The organism is Bradyrhizobium sp. B025 (genome assembly GCF_042257955.1).
In the GTDB taxonomy this organism is placed as follows: Bacteria; Pseudomonadota; Alphaproteobacteria; order Rhizobiales; family Xanthobacteraceae; genus Bradyrhizobium; species Bradyrhizobium diazoefficiens.
In genome coordinates, this window is record NZ_CP170150.1 from 4,369,877 (window position 1) to 4,387,423 (window position 17,547).

Below are 17,547 nucleotides of genomic sequence, written 5' to 3' on the forward strand. Positions count from 1 at the left end.
GCGATCTAGCGCTCGCGGGGCCCGAGAAAATCCCGCTTCACGAGCTCGACGCCTGCGTGCCGCAACAGGTCGTAGGCCGTCGTGACGTGAAAGAAGAACTGCGGGACGCTGAACGTCAGCAGCAGCGTCCGCCCGGTGAAGGGCAGCTCGGTTCCGTTCTTCAGCCTGAAGAAGACATTCAGCTCCGCCGCCGCGTCGATCTCGGCCCGCGGCAGGCCCTCGATGAACTCGATTGACGTTGCGATACGCGCCTGAAGCCCGGCCATGTCGTGCTCCAGCGCCGGCAGCGTCACCGGCTCGCGCTGCGCCAGCAAGGCCGGAGCGACCGTTGCATGGCGGCAGGCCTCACCGACCTGCTGCGCCAGGTCGTACATGTTGGGTGCGAGGCGCATGCCGAGCAGGACCGCCGGGTTGAATTTGCGGGTCTCGGCGTAGGCCACGCCCTTGTCGAGCAGCGCGGACAGGTTGCGTAAGTACGGCACAAAGAGGCCGACCGAGGCCTCGTACATCGAGATCGTCACCTCAGGATTCCTTTCAATTCTGCCTCGCCAGCGACGGGCATCTGGTCTAAATCCACGTCTGAAGAGCTGCACAATGACAGCTTGGGCTTGGGTGGAGAAGAGATGACCGTTCGATTCCTGTCGGCTTTGGCCGTGGCGCTGCTGATGAACCTTTCGGCCCACGCACAGCAGGCGGCGCCGTCGCGCCTCGACGAGATCATGAAGCGCGGCACATTACGTGTCGGGATGACCGGCGACTACAAGCCCTTCACCTATCTGGACAAGGCCACGCAGCAGTTCAGCGGCTTCGACGTCGACATGGCGGAGGCGCTCGGCAAGGCGCTGGGCGTCAAGGTCGAGTTCGTGCCGACGGCCTGGCCGAAGCTGATGAAGGATTTCGAGGCCGACCAGTTCGACATCGCCATGGGCGGCGTCTCGGTGACGCTCGACCGGCAGAGGAAAGGCTTCTTCTCGATGCCGATCATGCGCGAAGGCAAGACGCCGATCGCGCGCTGCGCCGATGTCGGCAAGTACCAGACGCTCCCTGATATCGACAAGAAGGGCACCCGCGTCATCGTCAATCCCGGCGGCACCAACGAGCGTTTCGCCCGCGCCAACATCAAGGACGCCGACATCACCGTCTTCGCCGACAATACCGTGATCTTCGACGAGATCGCCAAGGGCAATGCCGATTTGATGATGACGGACGCTTCCGAGACGCGCTACCAGCAGAAGCAGCATCAAGGCGTGCTGTGCGCGGTGCATCCGGAAAAACCGTTCGACTTCTCCGAGAAGGCCTATTGGCTCCAGCGAGACATGGCGCTGAAGGCCTTCGTCGACCAGTGGCTGCACATTTCCATGGAGGACGGCAGCTACAGGAAGATCTACGCCGCCTGGTTCGACTAGAGCGTCTTCGAGCGAAATGGGTATCGGTTCGCGCGTTCCGATTCCATCGGAACGGGCTCTGGACCGTGTCCTCCTGTCGCTTGCTACGGCCAAATTGTGGACGGGTTCCGGGCGTATTGAACCCGAACCTGCCGGAGCACGACTCATACGGATGAAAGTGATCTAGATCACTTTTTGCGATCGAGCCGGGGCGTATGCGTCGGTCCGGGGACCATCTGTTCAGGAGATGCGAAATGAGGAAGCTGTTGGCCACGGCCGCATTCCTTTTGGCGAGCACCGCTGCGCAAGCGCAGTACACCTTCGAATATGGCGGGCGCACCATCCGCATCGATCCCGACCGGGGCACGGTGTCGATCCCCGGCGTCTATGACAACACCGGCCAGGGCAAGGCCAAGAAGGCCAAGAAGAACGAGACAAGTCCGGGCCAGCAGGCGCCGCAAGAGGCCAAGGCCGATCCGCAAGCCCCGGCTGCTCCGGCGCCTCCACCGGCCGCTGCCACAGCGCCGCCCGCAGCCGTGCAGGCTCCCGCGCCGCCCGTCGTGGCCGCACCGCCTCCCGCGCCACCTGCTCCGCCGTCGGCGACCGCCAATGCTGCACCGGCTGATACGGCCGTCGTGCCTCCGCCCGCACCGCCTCCGGCCCCTGCTCCCGTCGAGCAGCAGGCGGCTCCCGTGGCGCCGCCCCCGCCGGCTCCGACCGTGGCTGCCGCACCCCCGGCGCCACCTGCGCCGCCCGCGCCGGCGCCTGCCCCCGCACCCGTTCAGTCGGCCGCTGTCGCGCCGCCGGCTCCCGCTGCTGCACCGACGCGCGACCTCAATTCGCCGCTCGGCATCTGGCTCACCGAGGAGAAGGAAGGCAAGGTCCGCATCGAGCAATGCGGCAACAACCTCTGTGGCTATTCGGTCGACAGCAAGTCGAACCAGAACGGCGAGCAGGTCCTGATCAACATGAAGCCCGGCAAGGACCAGAAATGGTCCGGCCGCATCCTCGATCCCAACACCGGCTCGACCTACGATTCGACGATCGCCATGAAGGGTACGGATCGCCTGCGCGTGCAGGGCTGCGCCTTCGGCGGCATGTTCTGCGGCGGCCAGACCTGGACGCGGGTGAACTAAGCTCGGCTTCGACACTTTGACGGAGACAAGGGGCCCGTGATCCGGACCCCTTTGCTTTTGCCCGCGGTGTCATCGCGAGGTGCGCCACCTCACAGAGCCTGCTGCGCGCGTGACAGCCCTCACATCGCCGGTTGCGCAACCCATGCCACGATCGCCGCATGGTCAACCCCAGGGGCGTGTCATGAACGGTTTTCGCAAAGGTCTCTTCGCCACGATTGTCGCCATCGCCTTCCCGCTCACGCAGGCAGGCGCAACGACAAGCACTTTCGACGGGACATGGAACGTCCGCATCTCGTCATCGAGCGAGACCTGCGGCAACGGCGCGACCGTCGCGATCGGCATCAACAACGGTCAGATCGCCTCGAGCAGCGCCGCGGTGTCCGCATCCGGCCGCGTCGCCGATGCCGGCAGCATCAACGTCACCTTGAGCACCGGCATCAAGCGTGCAGTCGGCTTCGGCCGGCTGAGCGGCACGTCCGGCTCCGGCACATGGCGCGGGGCCCTTTGCACCGGCACGTGGACGGCGGAGCGGATTTAGGCTCCGGATCGCCGACGCATCGCCGTGGGGCGATGCGTCTTGTCCGGGGCGCGAGCGCTAACCCAGCGCTGCGCCATACTCCGCGTCGGTGACCGGCTCCAGCCAGGTCGAGTAGACGCCGTCGAGCGCTTCCTGCATGGCGATGTGGCACATGCCGTTGGTCGGCGATGCTCCGTGCCAGTGCAGCTCGCCCGGCGGAATCCAGACGGTGTCGCCGGGGCGGATCTCGCGGACCGGTCCGCCCTTGGTCTGAACGCGCCCGACGCCGGAGATGACGTAGAGCGTCTGCCCGAGCGGATGGTGATGCCAGTTGGTGCGCGCGCCGGGCTCGAATGCGACGCGCGAGCAGTTCAGCCGTGCTGGCGCGGGCGCCATGATCACGGGATCCTGCCACACGGTGCCGGTGAAGTTTTCCTTGGGCGCGCGGCGGGTCGGCCGCGTGCCTGCGACGGTGATATCCATAGTGTCCTCGCTTCTGTTACTTCTTGCTGGCGGCGTAACGCGCCTTGGTCTCGGCGTTCATGGGATAGAGCCCCGGCAACACCGCGCCGTTGTTCACCTCGTTGACGATCCAGGCTTCCATCCGCTCCTGCTCGACGCCCTCGTTGAGCACGTGATCGAGCATCGCCTGCGGTATCAGCACGCAGCCGTCCTGGTCGGCGACGACGATATCGTTCGGAAACACCGCGACGCCGCCGCAGCCGATCGGCTCGCCCCAGCCAACGAAGGTCAGGCCCGCCACCGACGGCGGCGCGGCATAGCCGTCGCACCAGACCGGAAGATTGGTGCCGAGCACGCCCTCGACGTCACGCACGACGCCGTCGGTGACGAGCGCGGTGACGCCGCGCTTCATCATGCGCGCACAAAGGATGTCGCCGAAGATGCCGGCATCGGTGATACCCATGGCATCGACCACGGCGATGCAGCCCTCCGGCATCGCCTCGATCGCGGTGCGGGTCGAGATCGGCGACGACCAGGATTCCGGCGTCGCCAGATCCTCGCGCGCCGGCACGAAGCGCAGTGTGAAGGCAGGTCCCACCAGCCGCGGCAGGCCCGGGCGCAGCGGGCGCGCACCGCGCATCCACACGTTACGCAGGCCCTTCTTCAGCAGGACCGTGGTGATGGTGGCAGTGGTGATGCCGGCGAGGGTCTTGCGGGCTTCGGGGGACAGCGACATGGAAACAGACGAGCTCCGGATGGGCGGGAAAGAACGCGCGCATCTTGCGAGCCGGGCGCTTTCCGTCAAGGGCCAAGAACGCAGGGCCGCAGGGCGGTTATGCGACGCGATAACAAGGCTTTATCGCTTCCCCTTGCATTAATTTATTGGACTTGCGGGCGCATTTACGCGAAGCAGGGACCAGCGGAACTCAAGGCTGAGCCCGCGTTTCCTGAGAAGCCCGATTTCGACAGCGCTTTGACAGTTCAATGGCCGCGACGCTTCCCCCGCCCCGCCTTCTGCCCAGTGGCGACAGCGCCGTCACGGTCGAGTTCAGCCGCACCATCGACGATGCTGCCAACCAGCGCGTGCTGGCACTCGACAAGGCGCTCGCGGCAAGCCCCATCGACGGCATCACCGAGACCGTGCCGACCTATCGCTCGCTGCTGGTGCACTACGATCCCGGCAAGATCGGCTTCGAGGCGCTCGGCGAAAAGATCCTCCCGATCGCGACCCAGCCGCTGCCGCCGGCCACCAAGACGCGCCGCTGGCGCATCCCCGTCGCCTATGGCGGCGAGCATGGCATCGACCTCGAGGATGTCGCCAAGGCGCTGAGCACAACGCCTGACGACATCGTCGCCCGGCACGTCGCCGGCGACTACAAGGTTGCCATGATCGGCTTCACGCCGGGCTGGTCCTATCTCAGCGGCCTGGACAAATCCCTGCACATGTCGCGGCGGCAGAACCCGCGGCTGCTGACGCCGGCCGGCACGATCTCGATCGGCGGCATCCAGGCCGGAATCCAGTGCCTGGCCGCCCCGAGCGGCTGGCACCTGCTCGGCCGCACGCCGGTGCGGACCTATCAGCTCCACCGCAATCCGACCTTCCTGACCGAACCCGGTGATCGCGTGACGTTTTTCGCCATCGACCACAAGACGTTCGAGGAACAGGACCGCGCCGCCGAGGCCGGCGAGATCATCGCCGAGCAGGTGGTCGCATGAGCCGGCTCATCGTCGCCAGCATCGGCCCTGCAAGCTCCGTCCAGGATGGCGGACGGCACGGTGCGCAGCGCTACGGCTTGACCGTGAGCGGGGCGATGGACCGTCTGTCGCTCGCGGCCGCGAATACGCTGGTCGGCAACGAGCCGTTCGCGGCCAGTGTCGAGATCGGCCCGTTCGGCGCCACCTTCACCGCCCGTGACGGCGCCGTGCGCGTGGCGATTGCCGGCGCGCCGCGCAATGCCGACGTCGCGGGGCGACCGGTCGCCATGGACACATCGGTGACGCTAAAGGACGGCGAAACCCTGACGCTCGGTTTCGCCCGCGGTGGCGCCTTCACCTATCTGGCGATCGAAGGCGGGATCAAGGGCGAGCCGGTGTTCGGCAGCCTCGCGGTCAATGCCCGCGCCGGCCTCGGCAGCCCCTACCCGCGCCCGCTCCAGGCCGGTGATGAGTTCAGCGTCGATGCCGCGAGCGGCGCGGCGGAGCTGCGCATCGAGCTGCCGAAGCCCGTGAGCGGTCCGATCCGCGTCGTGCTGGGCCCGCAGGACGACGAGTTCGACGACGCCAACAAGGCACTGTTCCTGGACAGCGAGTGGAAGATCTCGGCGACATCAGACCGCATGGGCTACCGGCTCGAAGGCCCCGCGATCAAGCACCTGCACGGCCACAACATCGTCTCCGACGGCACCGTCAACGGCAGCATCCAGGTGCCCGGCAACGGCTCGCCGATCGCGCTGATGATGGACCGCGGCACCTCCGGCGGCTATCCGAAGATCGCAACCGTGATCACGGCCGATGTCGGCCGTCTGGCGCAGACCTCGGCGGGGACCGCGTTCCGCTTCAAGGCTGTCAGCATGGCGGAGGCCCAGGACGAGGCGCGCAAATTCGCGCAAGCCATCCGCAGCCTGCCCGATCGCCTCCGCTCCGCCGACACCGTCGCGCTCAACATCGAGGCGCTCAGCGATGCTAACGTCGCGGGCTATGCGGTCAGCGCGGTGGATGCCGGAACGTGGCAGGTCACGGCGGAGCCGTAACGACAAGTCGACCAGAGGCGGAGAGCAACCATGAAGACGATCGATCTCAATTGCGACCTCGGCGAAGGTTTTGGCGCGTGGGAGATGGGCAACGACGCCGCGATGATCGAGCTGGCAAGCTCGGTCAACGTCGCCTGCGGCTTCCATGCCGGCGATCCCGACATCATGCGCCGGACGGTCGAGCTGGCGAAAGCCCGCGGCGTCTTGGTCGGCGCGCACCCAGGATATCGCGACCTGCACGGCTTCGGCCGGCATCCGATCGCGGGCCTGAAGGCCTCCGAGATCGAGAACCTCGTCGCCTACCAGATCGGCGCTTTGCAGGCGATCGCGACCGCGGCCGGCCACAAGGTCACGCATGTGAAGGCGCATGGCGCGCTCTCCAACGTCGCCTGCGAGGACGACATGACGGCGAAGGCGATTGCCGCCGGCATCAAGGCGGTCGATCCCAGCCTGATCTTCGTCGTGCTCGCCAATTCGAAGCTGGTGAAGGCCGGCGAAGCGGCCAATCTGCCGATGGTGCACGAGGTGTTCGCCGACCGCGCCTATGAGGACGACGGCAATCTCGTCTCGCGCAAGAAGCCCGGCGCGGTGCTGCACGATGCCAAGGCGATTGCCGACCGCGTGGTGCGCATGGTGCAGGACGGCGCGGTGGTGTCCGTGACGGGCAAGGTGATCAAGATGCGGACGGATACGGTCTGCATCCACGGCGATACGCATGGCGCGGTCGAGATCGCGCGGACCTTGCGTCAGGCGTTGAAGGATGCGGGGATCGAAGTCGCGCCGTTCAAGCGCGGGGCGTGATCAGAACGGGTGCACCGACAGCGTGCCGAACACGATCGCGGCGATGACCGCGAAGGCGCTGTAGAGCCCGACGTGGTGCATGCTCGCCCCGGTCCGGCGCGAGAGCGAGCGCGCGTAGAAGTGCAGCCTGGCTTCCGCCGATAGTTCGCGCATGATCGATCTCCAACGCCCCATTTGCGCGAGTATGAAGGATCAACCCTGGCGGGAGGCAAGATGGCGGCGAAAATAGCGATGGCGGTTCTCTGAAGGCGCCCCGTCGCAGGTGCAAATTCTCTTCACACGCGGGTTCCGAGAATCTTATTCGTTAAGATCCGAGCCAGTTGGAACCGGCCCGGATGACGGCGGGATGACAGCCGGCCTTTAGGCCCTGGACCCGGTCCAAACAAAAATGGCGAAAACAACCCCATGCACAGTAGAAGCGCGAACTCGGCGTGACGCCCGGCGCTTGCTCCGCCGGGACGATTCACGCTGATCTTGTCGCGCCTTAGTAGACGTCAGCCTGGAAGCGGCCGGTCTTCTTGAGCTCGGCGACAAAGCTGACGGCTTCGTCGGTCGAGCGCGCCCCGAACTGGGCGACGATATCGACCAGCGCACGCTCGACGTCCTTGGCCATGCGCTTGGCATCGCCGCAGATGTAGAGATGCGCGCCCTCGGCGAGCCAGGTCCACAATTCGCGGCCGACTTCGCGCATGCGGTCCTGCACGTAGAACTTCTTCTCGCCGTCGCGCGACCAGGCCAGCGACATGCGCGTGAGCAGGCCCGAGGTCTTCATCGCGTTGAGCTCTTCCTGGTAGAAGAAGTCGCAATCGCTGCGCTGGTGGCCGAAGAACAGCCAGTTCTTGCCCGGCGCACCGGTCGCCTTGCGGTCGAGCAGGAAGGCGCGGAACGGCGCGATGCCGGTGCCGGGGCCGATCATGATAACCGGCGTCTTCGGGTCCTGCGGCAGGCCGAAACCATGCGCCTTCTGCACATAGACCTTGAGCTTCTCGCCCTCAGCGATGCGCTCGCCGAGGAAGGTCGAGGCAACGCCGATGCGTTTGCGCTTGCCGATCACATAGCGCACGGAATCGACCGTCAGCGAAAGTTTTCCCGGCGTCGCATTGTGCGAGGACGAGATCGAATAGAGCCGCGGCTGGAGCGGCTCCAGCGCCTCGACGAAGGCTTCGGGATGCGGCCGTATGCCGGAAAACTTCTGGAGCGCCGCCATCACGTCCAGCGTGGCGGCGTCGCCATCGGGATCCTCGCCCTGCGCCAGCGCCCGCGCCTTTTCGCGCTGCGCGCCCCCGGTGATGAAGGAGATCAGCTCGAACAGCGAGTCAGGCGCCGGCGACAGCGAGACGTCGTCGATCAGCACCTCGCGCAGTGTCTTGCCGTTCACCTTGGTGGTGTGGGAAGCGCCGAGCAGTGCGATGATCTGGTCGACGAGGCCGACATCGTTGCGCGCGAACACGCCAAAGCTGTCGCCGACGATGTAGTCGAGCTTGCTCGCGGAGAGATCGAACTCGACATGATAGGTCTCCTTCTCCGACTTCCCCTTGTTGAGGAGGCGCCGCGACAGGAACGTCGCCTCGGTCGGATTGTCGCGCGAGCGGCCCGGCTCTGCGATCGTCACGGTCACGGCCGGCGCTGCCACCGCATCCGCCTTGTCGGCCCCCTTGTCGCCCGCCTTCGCCGCCGGCGCCTTGTCCAGCTCCTCGTACAGCGACTTCAGCATCCGCGCGGTTTCCTTGCCGCCGGGAACACACAGGTTGAGCCGCGCTTCGCTGCGGGTGGCGATCGCCTCCGAATAGTCGTGGCAATTGTAGCCGCACTGGCCGCAATCCTGCTGCGCCATCGCCGCCATCATCTTGCGGCGGACGGGACGCCCCTCTGCAAGCTTCATCCGGTCGGCGATCGGCATGGTCTGGTCGTGCCATGGCGCTTCGCCATCGTCGCCGTCGCCGGCTTGCATGACGGCGGCGCCCTGCTCCGCCGACAAGGGCGTAGCCACATCAGGCGACAGCAACCCGGCAAAGAATCCGTTCAGCCAGGAGCGCTGCGCGTCGGAGAACGGGGCGCTGGCGGGAATGATATCGAGTTTCGGCGGAGGGGTGATCTGGTTCATGCGGACACCTGTGCATCGGCAAGCTTGCGCAGCGTCTCGCCGTCATGGCGGCGCGCAAAGGAGAGGAAGGTTTCGTCGGGCGAGGCGCGATGAGCGATATAGGCCTTGAGCAGCGCTTCGACCGTCTTCGGCGCGTCCTCGGCCTTGAGGTCGTGATAGACCTCCTGCCCGACGTCGGCGTCGGGGCCGAACCCGCCGCCGGTGAAGAGGTGATAGCCCTCGACCGTGTCATCCTCGTTCACCGGCACCCGCGCTCCGATCAGGCCGATGTCGCTGATGTAGTGCTGCGCGCAGGAATGGTGACAGCCGGTGACGTGGATGTTGACCGGCTTGTCCATCTCGACGCGCGGCTCGCACCAGTCGCCGATCTCGGCGGCGTGGCGTTTGGTGTTGGAGGCGGCGAATCGGCAGCCGGCATTGCCGGTGCAGGCGATCAGGCCGGCGCGGATATGCGAGGCCTCGACCGCGAGCCCGATCTGCTTGATCGCGGCAATCGCAAGCTCGACGTTCTCGTCGCGCACGCCCGGGATCAAGAGGTTCTGCCAGACCGTCAGGCGGATCTCCCCGTCGCCGAGGTCACGCGCGACCTTGGCAAGGCCCCGCATCTGATCACAGGTGAGCTTGCCGAGCGTCAGCGAAACGCCGATCCAGTTGAGGCCGTCCTGCTTCTGCTTGTGCACGCCGATATGAGCCATGCGGTCAGCCGCAGGCCGCGGCGCAAACGCCTCTTCCGGCACGCGCGTGAATGGCGTCTTCAGCCGTTCTTCGACGAGCTTCAGGAAGCCGTCATGGCCCATGGCGTCGAGCACATACTTCAGCCGCGCCTTGTTGCGATTGGTGCGGTCGCCGTGGTCGATGAACACGCGCACGATGGCATCGGCGACAGCGGTCGCCTGCTCCGGCTTGACGATGATGCCGGAATACTTCGCAAAATCCTTGTGGCCGGTGATGCCGCCGAGGCCGAGCCGGAACCAGACCCCGGGCTCGACGCCGAACCCGTCCTTCACCTCGAACGCCGTGAAGGCGATGTCGTTGGTCTCTTCCAGCACCGCGATCCTGCCGGCGCCGTCGAAGGCGACGTTGAACTTGCGCGGCAGGCCGTAGAGCGAGCGGTCGTTGAGGATGTGGTAGTGCCACTCGCGCGCAAACGGCCGCGTGTCGATGATTTCCTGCGGATCGATGCCGGCGGTCGGCGTCCCGGTCACGTTGCGGATGTTGTCGGCGCCGGAGCCGCGCGAGCACAGGCCGAGATCCTGGATGCCTTCGATCAGCCTCACGGCGTGCTTCGGCGGGATCTCGCGAAGCTGGAGGTTGGCGCGCGTCGTGACATGGCTGTACGGCCCGCAGAGATCCTCGGCGAGATCGGCAAGGCCCGACAACTGCCAGTGCTTCATGATGCCGTTCGGGATGCGCAGGCGGCACATGTAGGAGTCCTGCGTCGGCGCGACATAGAAGATGCCGTAGTAGCGCCAGCGGAAATTGTCCGCCGGGCTCGGCGGCGCATTGTCGAGCGCCTGCTGGCGCAGCCGCGGATAGGCGTCGAAAGGATGCTCGTCGCGCTTGAACTTCTCCTGGTCGGCGAGCTTCTTGCCCGAGGCGATGACCTTGTCCTGCGCCTTGATGTGCACGGCATCCGGACCGGTCGGCTCGACATTCGCCTTGCCGGAGCCGCCACCAAGACCGCGACCGACCCGGCTGATCTGCAGACCGGTCGTGAAGCCTTCGAGATAGCGCTTCTGCTCGTCGGTAAAGTCGACTGAGACTGTTTCGAGTTTCATGGTCAGTAACGAAGCTCCTGCGGCCACCGGGGTGGTATCGACGGAAAATTGCGCGACCCGCGAGGCACTCGGCTGGCTCAAGAGCCTGCTCTGCACCCAACGGTCCGATCAGCTTCGTTGCTGCGGGACTCGGCTCAGCAGGCGTCTGTGACAAGCTGGCCGCAGTGCAACATACAAGTTGCGTGCCAGCTTCATCGAAATGAGAATTGCTGCAATTTCAGGTCATTAGGAGTGCCCCCGGGAACTCCCGGGCGGGGAACTCTCACGAAATTCGAGCAGCCAGCCCAAAATTTAGACGAAGAGCCCAGGCGCCTAAAAACGATGCAGGCTCGAATCAGGCCTTCCAGCGGCCGACTTCGAAGGCCTCGAGATGCCCCCTGATATTGTAGGGATCGAAGACGGGGCCGGCGAACGCCCCGAACGCCGCGGGAGCCTCACTGGGCGCCGCTCGGCTGCCCAGGGCGGCATCATAAAGATCCGGCCTGAACACGGCCATCGCCGTCTTGACGCCATCCGGCGCCAGCGCCGTCTGTCCCCAGCGCACCATCTGGGCGTAGAGCCAGGCGGCCTGGACCGGATCCGGGCGCCCCGCCCCTTCGCGTCCGACCAGGAGGTAACGGCCGCTTTCGCGGAAGGTGCCGTCGGGCGAGATCTTCAGGCGTCCGGTGAGCGTGCGCTGGATCACCTCGGCATCGACGCCGATCCGCTCCGGCTGCGCCAGGATGCGCGCGGCCTCGATGCGGTTCTCCGGATGCTCGATGAACTCGGCGGCCTTCACCGCCGCGCGCACGAGGCTAGCGACCACGTCCGGATTCTTGTCTGCCCAGGTCTGGCGGACCGCCAGCACCTTCTCCGCCGCGTGGACGAGGATGTCCGAGACGAAATGCAGGATGTGGCCGATGCCGAGATCGACCGCGATCGAATTCCAGGGCGCGCCGACGCAGAACGCATCGACATGGCCGTTCGCGAGGCTGTCCACCATGTAGGGCGGCGGCAACACCACCAGCCGCACATCCTCGTCGGGATCAACGCCGGCCGCCGCCATCCAGAACCGCAATTGGTAATTGTGGGTCGAGAACGGAAAGGTCATGCCGAAGGTCAGCGGATCGGCACCTAGCTTGCGCCGCCTGGCGACCACCCGAGCCAGCGCTTTCGCCGTAACGAGCGGATCGAAGCGGTCGCCGTCGATCTCCTCCATCAGCGCGGCATGGAGCGTCGGCGACACCGTGATCGCGTTGCCGTTGATGCCGAGATTGAAGGGCGCGGCGATCGGCACCTTGACGTGGCCGAGCCCGAGCGAGGACGCGATCGCCACGGGCGCCAGCAGATGAGCGGCGTCGAACAGGCCGATATTGAGCTTGTCGCGGACGTTGGACCAGGAGACCTCGCGCACCAGCTCGACGTCGAGGCCTTCGGCGGCGGTAAAGCCCTTGTCGACGGCGACGATCAGGGCGGCGGCATCGACCAGCGGAATGAACCCGATGCGGAGCGGTCCGGTCATTTCAGCATCTCCGACGCGGTGATGATCGACTGGGCGATCTCGCCGATTTTCTTCTTCTCGCGCATCGCGGTGGAGCGCAGCAGCACATAGGCCTCGTCCTCGGTGAGGCCCTTCACCTTCATCAAGATGCCCTTGGCGCGCTCGATGATCTTGCGGTCCTCGAGCTGCGACTTGGTGCGCTCGAGTTCCTCCTGAAGCTTGGCGAAGGCGTTGAAGCGGGACACGCAGAGGTCGAGGATCGGCTTGATGCGCTCCTTCTTCAGCCCGTCGACGATGTAGGCGGATACTCCGGCCTCGACCGAGGCCTGGATCGAGGCTGAATCGCTCTGGTCGACGAACATCGCGATCGGCCGGCGCACGGCGCGGCTGACCTGGAACATCGCCTCCAGCACGTCGCGGCTGGGGTTTTCCAGATCGATCAGGATGATGTCGGGATCGACCGCATAAATACGGGCCAGCAGGCTCTGCATCTCGCGGATATGGGCGACCTGCGTGAATCCGGCCTCCCGCAACCCCTCCTCGAGGATCGCGGCCCGGATCGGGCTTTCGTCGACGATCACGATTTTGGGCGACTGTTCGGCGCTCATGGCTCACTCACGTCAGGTGATTCATCCATAGCACGCCGGAACGCCCTGCAAAGGGTTGTAATTGACCGCATTTAGGACTAGCTGCTGCCGATCAATCAGGCAGATCAAGAGATATGCAAGAGACGGCTGCGCCCAAGGTCAGCTTCGTGTCCCTCGGATACTCCTGAGACAACGAATGTAAACTTTCAAAGCCGCCCACTCCCGCCCGACGGCAGCTGCCATCTGGTGGGCTTACGCTCTTACGGAATCCTCGCGCCAGCGATCATTTTATCGAGGAGTGGCACGGCGGCCAACACCGCACCCTCGTTCTTGCCGGAGACCGCCAGCCGCACGACATAGGAGTTGCCGTCCTTGTCGACATCAACGTAATGCGCGATCACTTCGACCGGTTGGTCCTTCAGGGACGGATTGTCGTACCGGTTGATGATGACACCGGGGCTGGCCGAGGGAAGCGAGGTGATCTTGGCATTCTTGCCGGACGTCGCCGCCCAATCCTGATCGCTCGTTGCCACCCATTGAACCAGTTCGGTTCGATCCTTGTTGTAGCGGCCTTCGGCATAGATGATTGCTTCGGCGTTACCGAATCCCTTCCCCCTGGGCACGAACATTGAGGCGCCGTATTTGAGGCTTGCGGCCTCGTCCCTCGCCCACCCGTCGGGCGCCTTCACGCGCGGCCTGAATTCCGGACACAGGCCTTTTTGTCCGTCGCAAACACGTAAGATCTTGTCGACTTCAGCCCGCGCCGGAAACATCGCGCTCCAGGAAATAACAGCGAAAACCATGCTGAAGATGAAGCGGCGCATCGCAGTCTAGCTCCGTGGAAATACGCAAGAACAGAATAACAACGAAAACGTGCACGTTGGAGCAATCCATCTCGGCTCCTCCACTCACACGATCGGAACCGGTCCATAGGTTAGTTATTGAATTTCGCCATCGGTTCAATTACTTGGATCGCTAAATCCGGACAATTCAGATCTAGGCTCCAGGCGATACAATGGACAGAGCGCCCCGCATTTCATTCACGTCACTCGGTTGTCCCAAGGCATTGGTGGATTCCGAGCGCATCATCACGCGCCTGCGCGCCGAGGGCTACGAGCTCGCCCGCAAGCATGACGGGGCCGACATCGTCATCGTCAACACCTGCGGCTTCCTCGACAGCGCCAAGCAGGAATCGCTATCGGCGATCGGCGAGGCCATGGCCGAGAACGGCAAGGTGATCGTGACGGGTTGCATGGGCGCCGAGCCCGAGCAGATCGAGCAGGCCTATCCCGGCGTGCTCTCCATCACCGGCCCGCAGCAATATGAGAGCGTGCTGGACGCGGTCCACCGCGCGCTGCCGCCGGCGCACAATCCGCATCTCGACCTGGTGCCGCCGCAGGGCATCAAGCTGACGCCGCGGCACTACGCCTATTTGAAGATCTCCGAAGGCTGCAACAACCGCTGCACCTTCTGCATCATCCCGAAGCTGCGCGGCGATCTGGTCTCGCGCCCGGCCAATGACGTGCTGCGCGAGGCCGAGCGGCTGGTCGGCGCCGGCGTCAAGGAGCTGCTGGTGATCTCGCAGGACACCTCGGCCTATGGCGTCGACCTGAAATACGCCGAGAGCCCGTGGAAGGACCGCCAGGTCCGCGCCAAATTCCTCGACCTCGCGCGCGAGCTCGGCGAGCTCGGGGCCTGGGTCCGGCTGCAATATGTCTACCCCTACCCGCATGTCGACGAGGTCATCGCGCTGATGACGCAAGGTACGGTGCTGCCCTATCTCGACATCCCGTTCCAGCATGCGAGCCCCGAGGTGCTGAAGGCGATGAAGCGCCCGGCGGCGCAGGACAAGACGCTGGCGCGGATCAAGCGCTGGCGCGAGGAATGCCCTGATCTCGCCCTGCGCTCGACCTTCATCGTCGGCTTCCCCGGCGAGACCGACGCGGACTTTGCCTATCTGCTCGACTGGCTCGACGAAGCCGAGATCGACCGCCTCGGCTGCTTCAAATACGAGCCGGTTGCCGGTGCGACGTCGAATGCGATCGCCAATCCCGTGCCGGAAGAGGTCAAGCAGGAGCGCTTCAACGCGCTGATGGCGCGCCAGCAGAAGATCTCGGCGCGCAGGCTGAAGCGCAAGGTCGGCACGCGCCAGCAGATCATCATCGACGAGGTCGGCCCGACCGTTGCCCGGGGCCGGTCGAAGGCCGATGCGCCCGAGATCGACGGCGCGGTCTACCTGTCGAGCCGCCGCCCCTTGCGCGTCGGCGAGATCGTCACGGCAAAGATCGAGCGCGCCGACCAATACGACCTGCACGGCAGCGTCGCGGGGTTCTGAGAGCACTGACGACAGCGCCTTCCACTTCATCACCGTCATCCTGAGGAGCCTGCTCTGCGGCGCAATCGCGCCGTAGAGCGAGCCTCGAAGGACGACGGCCCGGCTGCATCCCGTCAGCTCATCCTTCGAGGCTCCGTTCGCGATGCGTTTGCGTCGCAAGCCTCGCACCTCCAGCGACGAGCGCTACGCGCTCGCGCGGGGATGACAGGTCCGCTATCGCCTTTGCCGCGCTCGCGATGACGTCATGTCGCTTCTCCCGACCCCTGCCGTCCGTCATGCGCGGAAAACACCTCCTTGGCTGCGAACAGCCCGTTCACCGCCGCCGGGAAGCCCGCATAGACGGCCATCTGCATGATGATCTCCACGATCTCGTCGCGAGACAGCCCGACGTTCAGACCCGCCTCGATATGCACTTTGAGCTGAGGCGCGGCATTTCCGAGCGCCGTCAGCGCGGCGATCGTCGCGATCTCTCGATCGCGCAGGCCGAGATCCGGGCGGCTGTAAATGTCGCCGAAGGGAAACTCGATCACGTATCGTGCGAAATCCGGAGCGATGTCGGCGAGTGAGGCGACGACCTTTTCGCCGGCTCTGCCGTCAATGCGCGACAGGGCCCGCTGGCCGCGATCGAAGCGGCTTTCGGCTTGTGTTTGGGCGTGCGTCATTTTCCTTCGTCCTCTGTTCGCCGCCGGCATAGCCGGCGATCTTGGTATCAAGGACGAGCAGGCATTCCTGGAGTTCGGCAATCTCCGTGCGAACCTGTTCCCGGTGGATTTCCAGCATCTGCCGCCGGGCTGGCCCGGTGGCTTCGCCTTCATCACGAAGCGCCGCATAACGCAACATGTCCCGGATCGGCATTCCCGTGGTCTTGAGCCGACCGAGGAATTCGATCCATGTGAGGATCGATGCGTCAAAGTCACGCTGGCCGGAACGATCCCGGTCTGCGTATGGCAGCAGCCCGATGCGCTCATAATAACGCAACGTGTGAGTCGACAAGCCGGTTCGTTTTGCGAGGTCGCCGATCTTCATGTGTGCCCGTTCTCGTACTGACGCACGTACAGATACCCCTTCGAGCGCACTCTAAGTCAAGGGGGATCGAAGGTGCCGTTCCCGCGAGGTCAAGATGGCACGACAGCAGAAGATTTCGTCGCGCCGGCTGGGCGGCAGCATCGCGGGATTCCGAGCTTCAGGATGCCGCCAGCCATTTCGGCACCCAGCGCTCCGGGCGCGGGGCGCGGACGAGATCGGCCTTCGCCTCTGATAGCAGCGCGGGCTCGCCGTCGATGGTCGGGCGCAGATCGTATTCGAAGTTCGGCATGACGCGGCCGTCGGCGTAGAGCCCGAAACTCATCGCGTACCACAACCCGAGCTCGGGCTGTGCGCGGCGCATCTCTTCGCGCAGGTCGCGTAGCAGGGATTCGATCGAAGAAGCTTCCTCGAACGGCTGCGGTCCACGCGTGAGGACGCGCGCCTGATACTGCGCGCCCGATATCGCGACCTCGAAGTTCGTCTTGTCCCAGGGCTTCTTCCCCTTCGGTAGATGCGCAGCCAACCGCCAGCCGAGCTCGGCCATCAGGCGGTGATTGGCCCAATAGTCCTCGCGATCCCGGCTCCATTTTTCCACGAAGCCGCGAAAGTCGGGAAGCTCCGACGATGCGTCGTCCGGCGTCATCGGCTCGCCAGCCGGCCGCCCGGCGAGCCACCGCGCAAGCTCGACCGTCTGACACTCGACCTCGTCATGCGGCAGCAGGTCGCTCCAGGCGTTACCGAATTGCTGAGACGTCAGTTTTGCGAGCAGACCGTCAAGGCTCGGCGCCAGCAGCTCGTAGTCGCCCTCCGACCCCAGACCGACGATCGGCGGATTGTCCCGGTCGAGACCGGCACCGTACCACCCGCCGACGGCCGAGCCGTCCGGAAGTCGCATGAACAACGAAAACCTGTCGCGCAGGGGACTACCGTCGACGATCGGCGCATGATCGGAGAACTGGCCTTGCAGGGAGAAGCGGCCGACGCTGCCCCACGGGCGCCCGTTCAGCCAATCGGCGAAATCGACAAGCAGGGATGGCGCTTCGATGCCCGGCGGAAATGCGCCGCGAATGCTGTCGAGGTCGATCGGGTAAGGCGTATCGGACAAGGCTGAATACTGTCTGGTTGGTCACGCCAGTGTTGGTCTCAACGGACCAGCGTCCGGTTCGAACCAATTCGCGTCCTTCGA

Annotated in this window: 19 protein-coding genes; 7 read left to right on the forward strand and 12 right to left on the reverse strand. The window is 65.1% G+C overall.

The window, feature by feature from the left end; all coding sequences use genetic code 11:
- Positions 1-5 precede the first annotated feature (5 nt).
- A complete protein-coding gene (locus tag ACE10W_RS20190) occupies positions 6-509 on the reverse strand; it encodes a DUF1993 family protein (protein WP_038967429.1) in 504 nt (167 codons plus the stop codon).
- A 114-nt stretch (positions 510-623) separates the two neighbouring features.
- On the opposite strand from ACE10W_RS20190, the gene ACE10W_RS20195 reads away from it, so the two are divergent.
- The 3 genes from ACE10W_RS20195 (at position 624) to ACE10W_RS20205 (ending at position 3,059) form a co-directional block, all read left to right on the forward strand.
- Positions 624-1,406 carry a transporter substrate-binding domain-containing protein gene (locus ACE10W_RS20195; protein WP_011087332.1) on the forward strand — a complete coding sequence of 261 codons (783 nt, stop codon included), beginning with the start codon at positions 624-626 and terminating at the stop codon, positions 1,404-1,406.
- Positions 1,407-1,639: 233 nt separating this feature from the next.
- Complete coding sequence (locus ACE10W_RS20200; protein ID WP_375762705.1) at positions 1,640-2,521, forward strand: DUF2147 domain-containing protein; 882 nt, start codon at positions 1,640-1,642, stop codon at positions 2,519-2,521.
- Between the two features lie 181 nt (positions 2,522-2,702).
- Entirely contained in the window at positions 2,703-3,059 is a 357-nt protein-coding gene (locus ACE10W_RS20205) for a hypothetical protein (RefSeq protein ID WP_028173994.1), read from the forward strand.
- Between the two features lie 57 nt (positions 3,060-3,116).
- On the opposite strand, the gene ACE10W_RS20210 is transcribed toward ACE10W_RS20205, so the two are convergent.
- Together ACE10W_RS20210 and ACE10W_RS20215 are read right to left on the reverse strand one after the other, a co-directional pair.
- Entirely contained in the window at positions 3,117-3,521 is a 405-nt protein-coding gene (locus tag ACE10W_RS20210; protein WP_038967426.1) for a cupin domain-containing protein, read from the reverse strand.
- 16 nt (positions 3,522-3,537) lie between these two features.
- Positions 3,538-4,236, reverse strand: coding sequence for a ribonuclease activity regulator RraA (locus ACE10W_RS20215; protein WP_011087336.1), 699 nt, complete (start codon positions 4,234-4,236; stop codon positions 3,538-3,540).
- A gap of 248 nt (positions 4,237-4,484) precedes the next feature.
- Between ACE10W_RS20215 and pxpB the strand changes: the two genes are divergently transcribed.
- The 3 genes from pxpB to ACE10W_RS20230 are packed head-to-tail and all read left to right on the forward strand — an operon-like array spanning position 4,485 to position 7,051.
- Entirely contained in the window at positions 4,485-5,216 is a 732-nt protein-coding gene (pxpB, locus tag ACE10W_RS20220; RefSeq protein ID WP_304553486.1) for a 5-oxoprolinase subunit PxpB, read from the forward strand.
- The gene (locus tag ACE10W_RS20225) at positions 5,213-6,250 is read left to right on the forward strand and encodes a biotin-dependent carboxyltransferase family protein (protein WP_304565058.1); all 1,038 of its coding nucleotides are present in this window, start codon (positions 5,213-5,215) and stop codon (positions 6,248-6,250) included. The genes pxpB and ACE10W_RS20225 overlap by 4 nt, the downstream gene beginning before the upstream one ends.
- Before the next feature lie 30 nt (positions 6,251-6,280).
- Complete coding sequence (locus tag ACE10W_RS20230) at positions 6,281-7,051, forward strand: LamB/YcsF family protein (RefSeq protein WP_375762706.1); 771 nt, start codon at positions 6,281-6,283, stop codon at positions 7,049-7,051.
- On the opposite strand, the gene ACE10W_RS20235 is transcribed toward ACE10W_RS20230, so the two are convergent.
- The 6 genes from ACE10W_RS20235 to ACE10W_RS20260 form a co-directional block, all read right to left on the reverse strand.
- Positions 7,052-7,204, reverse strand: coding sequence for a hypothetical protein (locus tag ACE10W_RS20235; protein WP_014495196.1), 153 nt, complete (start codon positions 7,202-7,204; stop codon positions 7,052-7,054).
- Positions 7,205-7,535: 331 nt separating this feature from the next.
- Entirely contained in the window at positions 7,536-9,155 is a 1,620-nt protein-coding gene (locus ACE10W_RS20240; protein ID WP_375762707.1) for a sulfite reductase subunit alpha, read from the reverse strand.
- On the reverse strand, positions 9,152-10,933 hold the full coding sequence (locus tag ACE10W_RS20245; RefSeq protein WP_375762708.1) for a NirA family protein: 1,782 nt from the start codon (positions 10,931-10,933) through the stop codon (positions 9,152-9,154). Before ACE10W_RS20245 ends, ACE10W_RS20240 begins: the two co-directional genes overlap by 4 nt.
- Before the next feature lie 334 nt (positions 10,934-11,267).
- The gene (locus ACE10W_RS20250; protein WP_375762709.1) at positions 11,268-12,434 is read right to left on the reverse strand and encodes a CmpA/NrtA family ABC transporter substrate-binding protein; all 1,167 of its coding nucleotides are present in this window, start codon (positions 12,432-12,434) and stop codon (positions 11,268-11,270) included.
- The gene (locus ACE10W_RS20255) at positions 12,431-13,021 is read right to left on the reverse strand and encodes an ANTAR domain-containing response regulator (RefSeq protein WP_011087344.1); all 591 of its coding nucleotides are present in this window, start codon (positions 13,019-13,021) and stop codon (positions 12,431-12,433) included. The genes ACE10W_RS20250 and ACE10W_RS20255 overlap by 4 nt, the downstream gene beginning before the upstream one ends.
- A gap of 239 nt (positions 13,022-13,260) precedes the next feature.
- On the reverse strand, positions 13,261-13,824 hold the full coding sequence (locus ACE10W_RS20260; protein WP_375762710.1) for a hypothetical protein: 564 nt from the start codon (positions 13,822-13,824) through the stop codon (positions 13,261-13,263).
- A 191-nt stretch (positions 13,825-14,015) separates the two neighbouring features.
- Here ACE10W_RS20260 and rimO point away from each other — a divergent pair, with 191 nt between their 5' ends.
- Positions 14,016-15,335 carry a 30S ribosomal protein S12 methylthiotransferase RimO gene (rimO, locus tag ACE10W_RS20265; protein WP_375762711.1) on the forward strand — a complete coding sequence of 440 codons (1,320 nt, stop codon included), beginning with the start codon at positions 14,016-14,018 and terminating at the stop codon, positions 15,333-15,335.
- A 242-nt stretch (positions 15,336-15,577) separates the two neighbouring features.
- Here the strand turns inward: rimO and ACE10W_RS20270 are convergent, their stop codons facing one another.
- The 3 genes from ACE10W_RS20270 to ACE10W_RS20280 form a co-directional block, all read right to left on the reverse strand.
- Entirely contained in the window at positions 15,578-15,997 is a 420-nt protein-coding gene (locus tag ACE10W_RS20270) for a carboxymuconolactone decarboxylase family protein (RefSeq protein ID WP_038967418.1), read from the reverse strand.
- Positions 15,930-16,361 carry a MerR family transcriptional regulator gene (locus ACE10W_RS20275; RefSeq protein ID WP_375762712.1) on the reverse strand — a complete coding sequence of 144 codons (432 nt, stop codon included), beginning with the start codon at positions 16,359-16,361 and terminating at the stop codon, positions 15,930-15,932. Before ACE10W_RS20275 ends, ACE10W_RS20270 begins: the two co-directional genes overlap by 68 nt.
- A gap of 157 nt (positions 16,362-16,518) precedes the next feature.
- Entirely contained in the window at positions 16,519-17,466 is a 948-nt protein-coding gene (locus ACE10W_RS20280; protein ID WP_375762713.1) for a hypothetical protein, read from the reverse strand.
- Positions 17,467-17,547: the final 81 nt, after the last annotated feature.

Coding starts and splice junctions, on each gene's coding strand:
- ACE10W_RS20190 (WP_038967429.1), bottom strand. CDS start 509: ATGTACGAGGCCTCGGTCGGCCTCTTTGTGCCGTACTTACGCAACCTG.
- ACE10W_RS20195 (WP_011087332.1), top strand. CDS start 624: ATGACCGTTCGATTCCTGTCGGCTTTGGCCGTGGCGCTGCTGATGAAC.
- ACE10W_RS20200 (WP_375762705.1), top strand. CDS start 1,640: ATGAGGAAGCTGTTGGCCACGGCCGCATTCCTTTTGGCGAGCACCGCT.
- ACE10W_RS20205 (WP_028173994.1), top strand. CDS start 2,703: ATGAACGGTTTTCGCAAAGGTCTCTTCGCCACGATTGTCGCCATCGCC.
- ACE10W_RS20210 (WP_038967426.1), bottom strand. CDS start 3,521: ATGGATATCACCGTCGCAGGCACGCGGCCGACCCGCCGCGCGCCCAAG.
- ACE10W_RS20215 (WP_011087336.1), bottom strand. CDS start 4,236: ATGTCGCTGTCCCCCGAAGCCCGCAAGACCCTCGCCGGCATCACCACT.
- pxpB (WP_304553486.1), top strand. CDS start 4,485: ATGGCCGCGACGCTTCCCCCGCCCCGCCTTCTGCCCAGTGGCGACAGC.
- ACE10W_RS20225 (WP_304565058.1), top strand. CDS start 5,213: ATGAGCCGGCTCATCGTCGCCAGCATCGGCCCTGCAAGCTCCGTCCAG.
- ACE10W_RS20230 (WP_375762706.1), top strand. CDS start 6,281: ATGAAGACGATCGATCTCAATTGCGACCTCGGCGAAGGTTTTGGCGCG.
- ACE10W_RS20235 (WP_014495196.1), bottom strand. CDS start 7,204: ATGCGCGAACTATCGGCGGAAGCCAGGCTGCACTTCTACGCGCGCTCG.
- ACE10W_RS20240 (WP_375762707.1), bottom strand. CDS start 9,155: ATGAACCAGATCACCCCTCCGCCGAAACTCGATATCATTCCCGCCAGC.
- ACE10W_RS20245 (WP_375762708.1), bottom strand. CDS start 10,933: ATGAAACTCGAAACAGTCTCAGTCGACTTTACCGACGAGCAGAAGCGC.
- ACE10W_RS20250 (WP_375762709.1), bottom strand. CDS start 12,434: ATGACCGGACCGCTCCGCATCGGGTTCATTCCGCTGGTCGATGCCGCC.
- ACE10W_RS20255 (WP_011087344.1), bottom strand. CDS start 13,021: ATGAGCGCCGAACAGTCGCCCAAAATCGTGATCGTCGACGAAAGCCCG.
- ACE10W_RS20260 (WP_375762710.1), bottom strand. CDS start 13,824: ATGCGCCGCTTCATCTTCAGCATGGTTTTCGCTGTTATTTCCTGGAGC.
- rimO (WP_375762711.1), top strand. CDS start 14,016: ATGGACAGAGCGCCCCGCATTTCATTCACGTCACTCGGTTGTCCCAAG.
- ACE10W_RS20270 (WP_038967418.1), bottom strand. CDS start 15,997: ATGACGCACGCCCAAACACAAGCCGAAAGCCGCTTCGATCGCGGCCAG.
- ACE10W_RS20275 (WP_375762712.1), bottom strand. CDS start 16,361: ATGAAGATCGGCGACCTCGCAAAACGAACCGGCTTGTCGACTCACACG.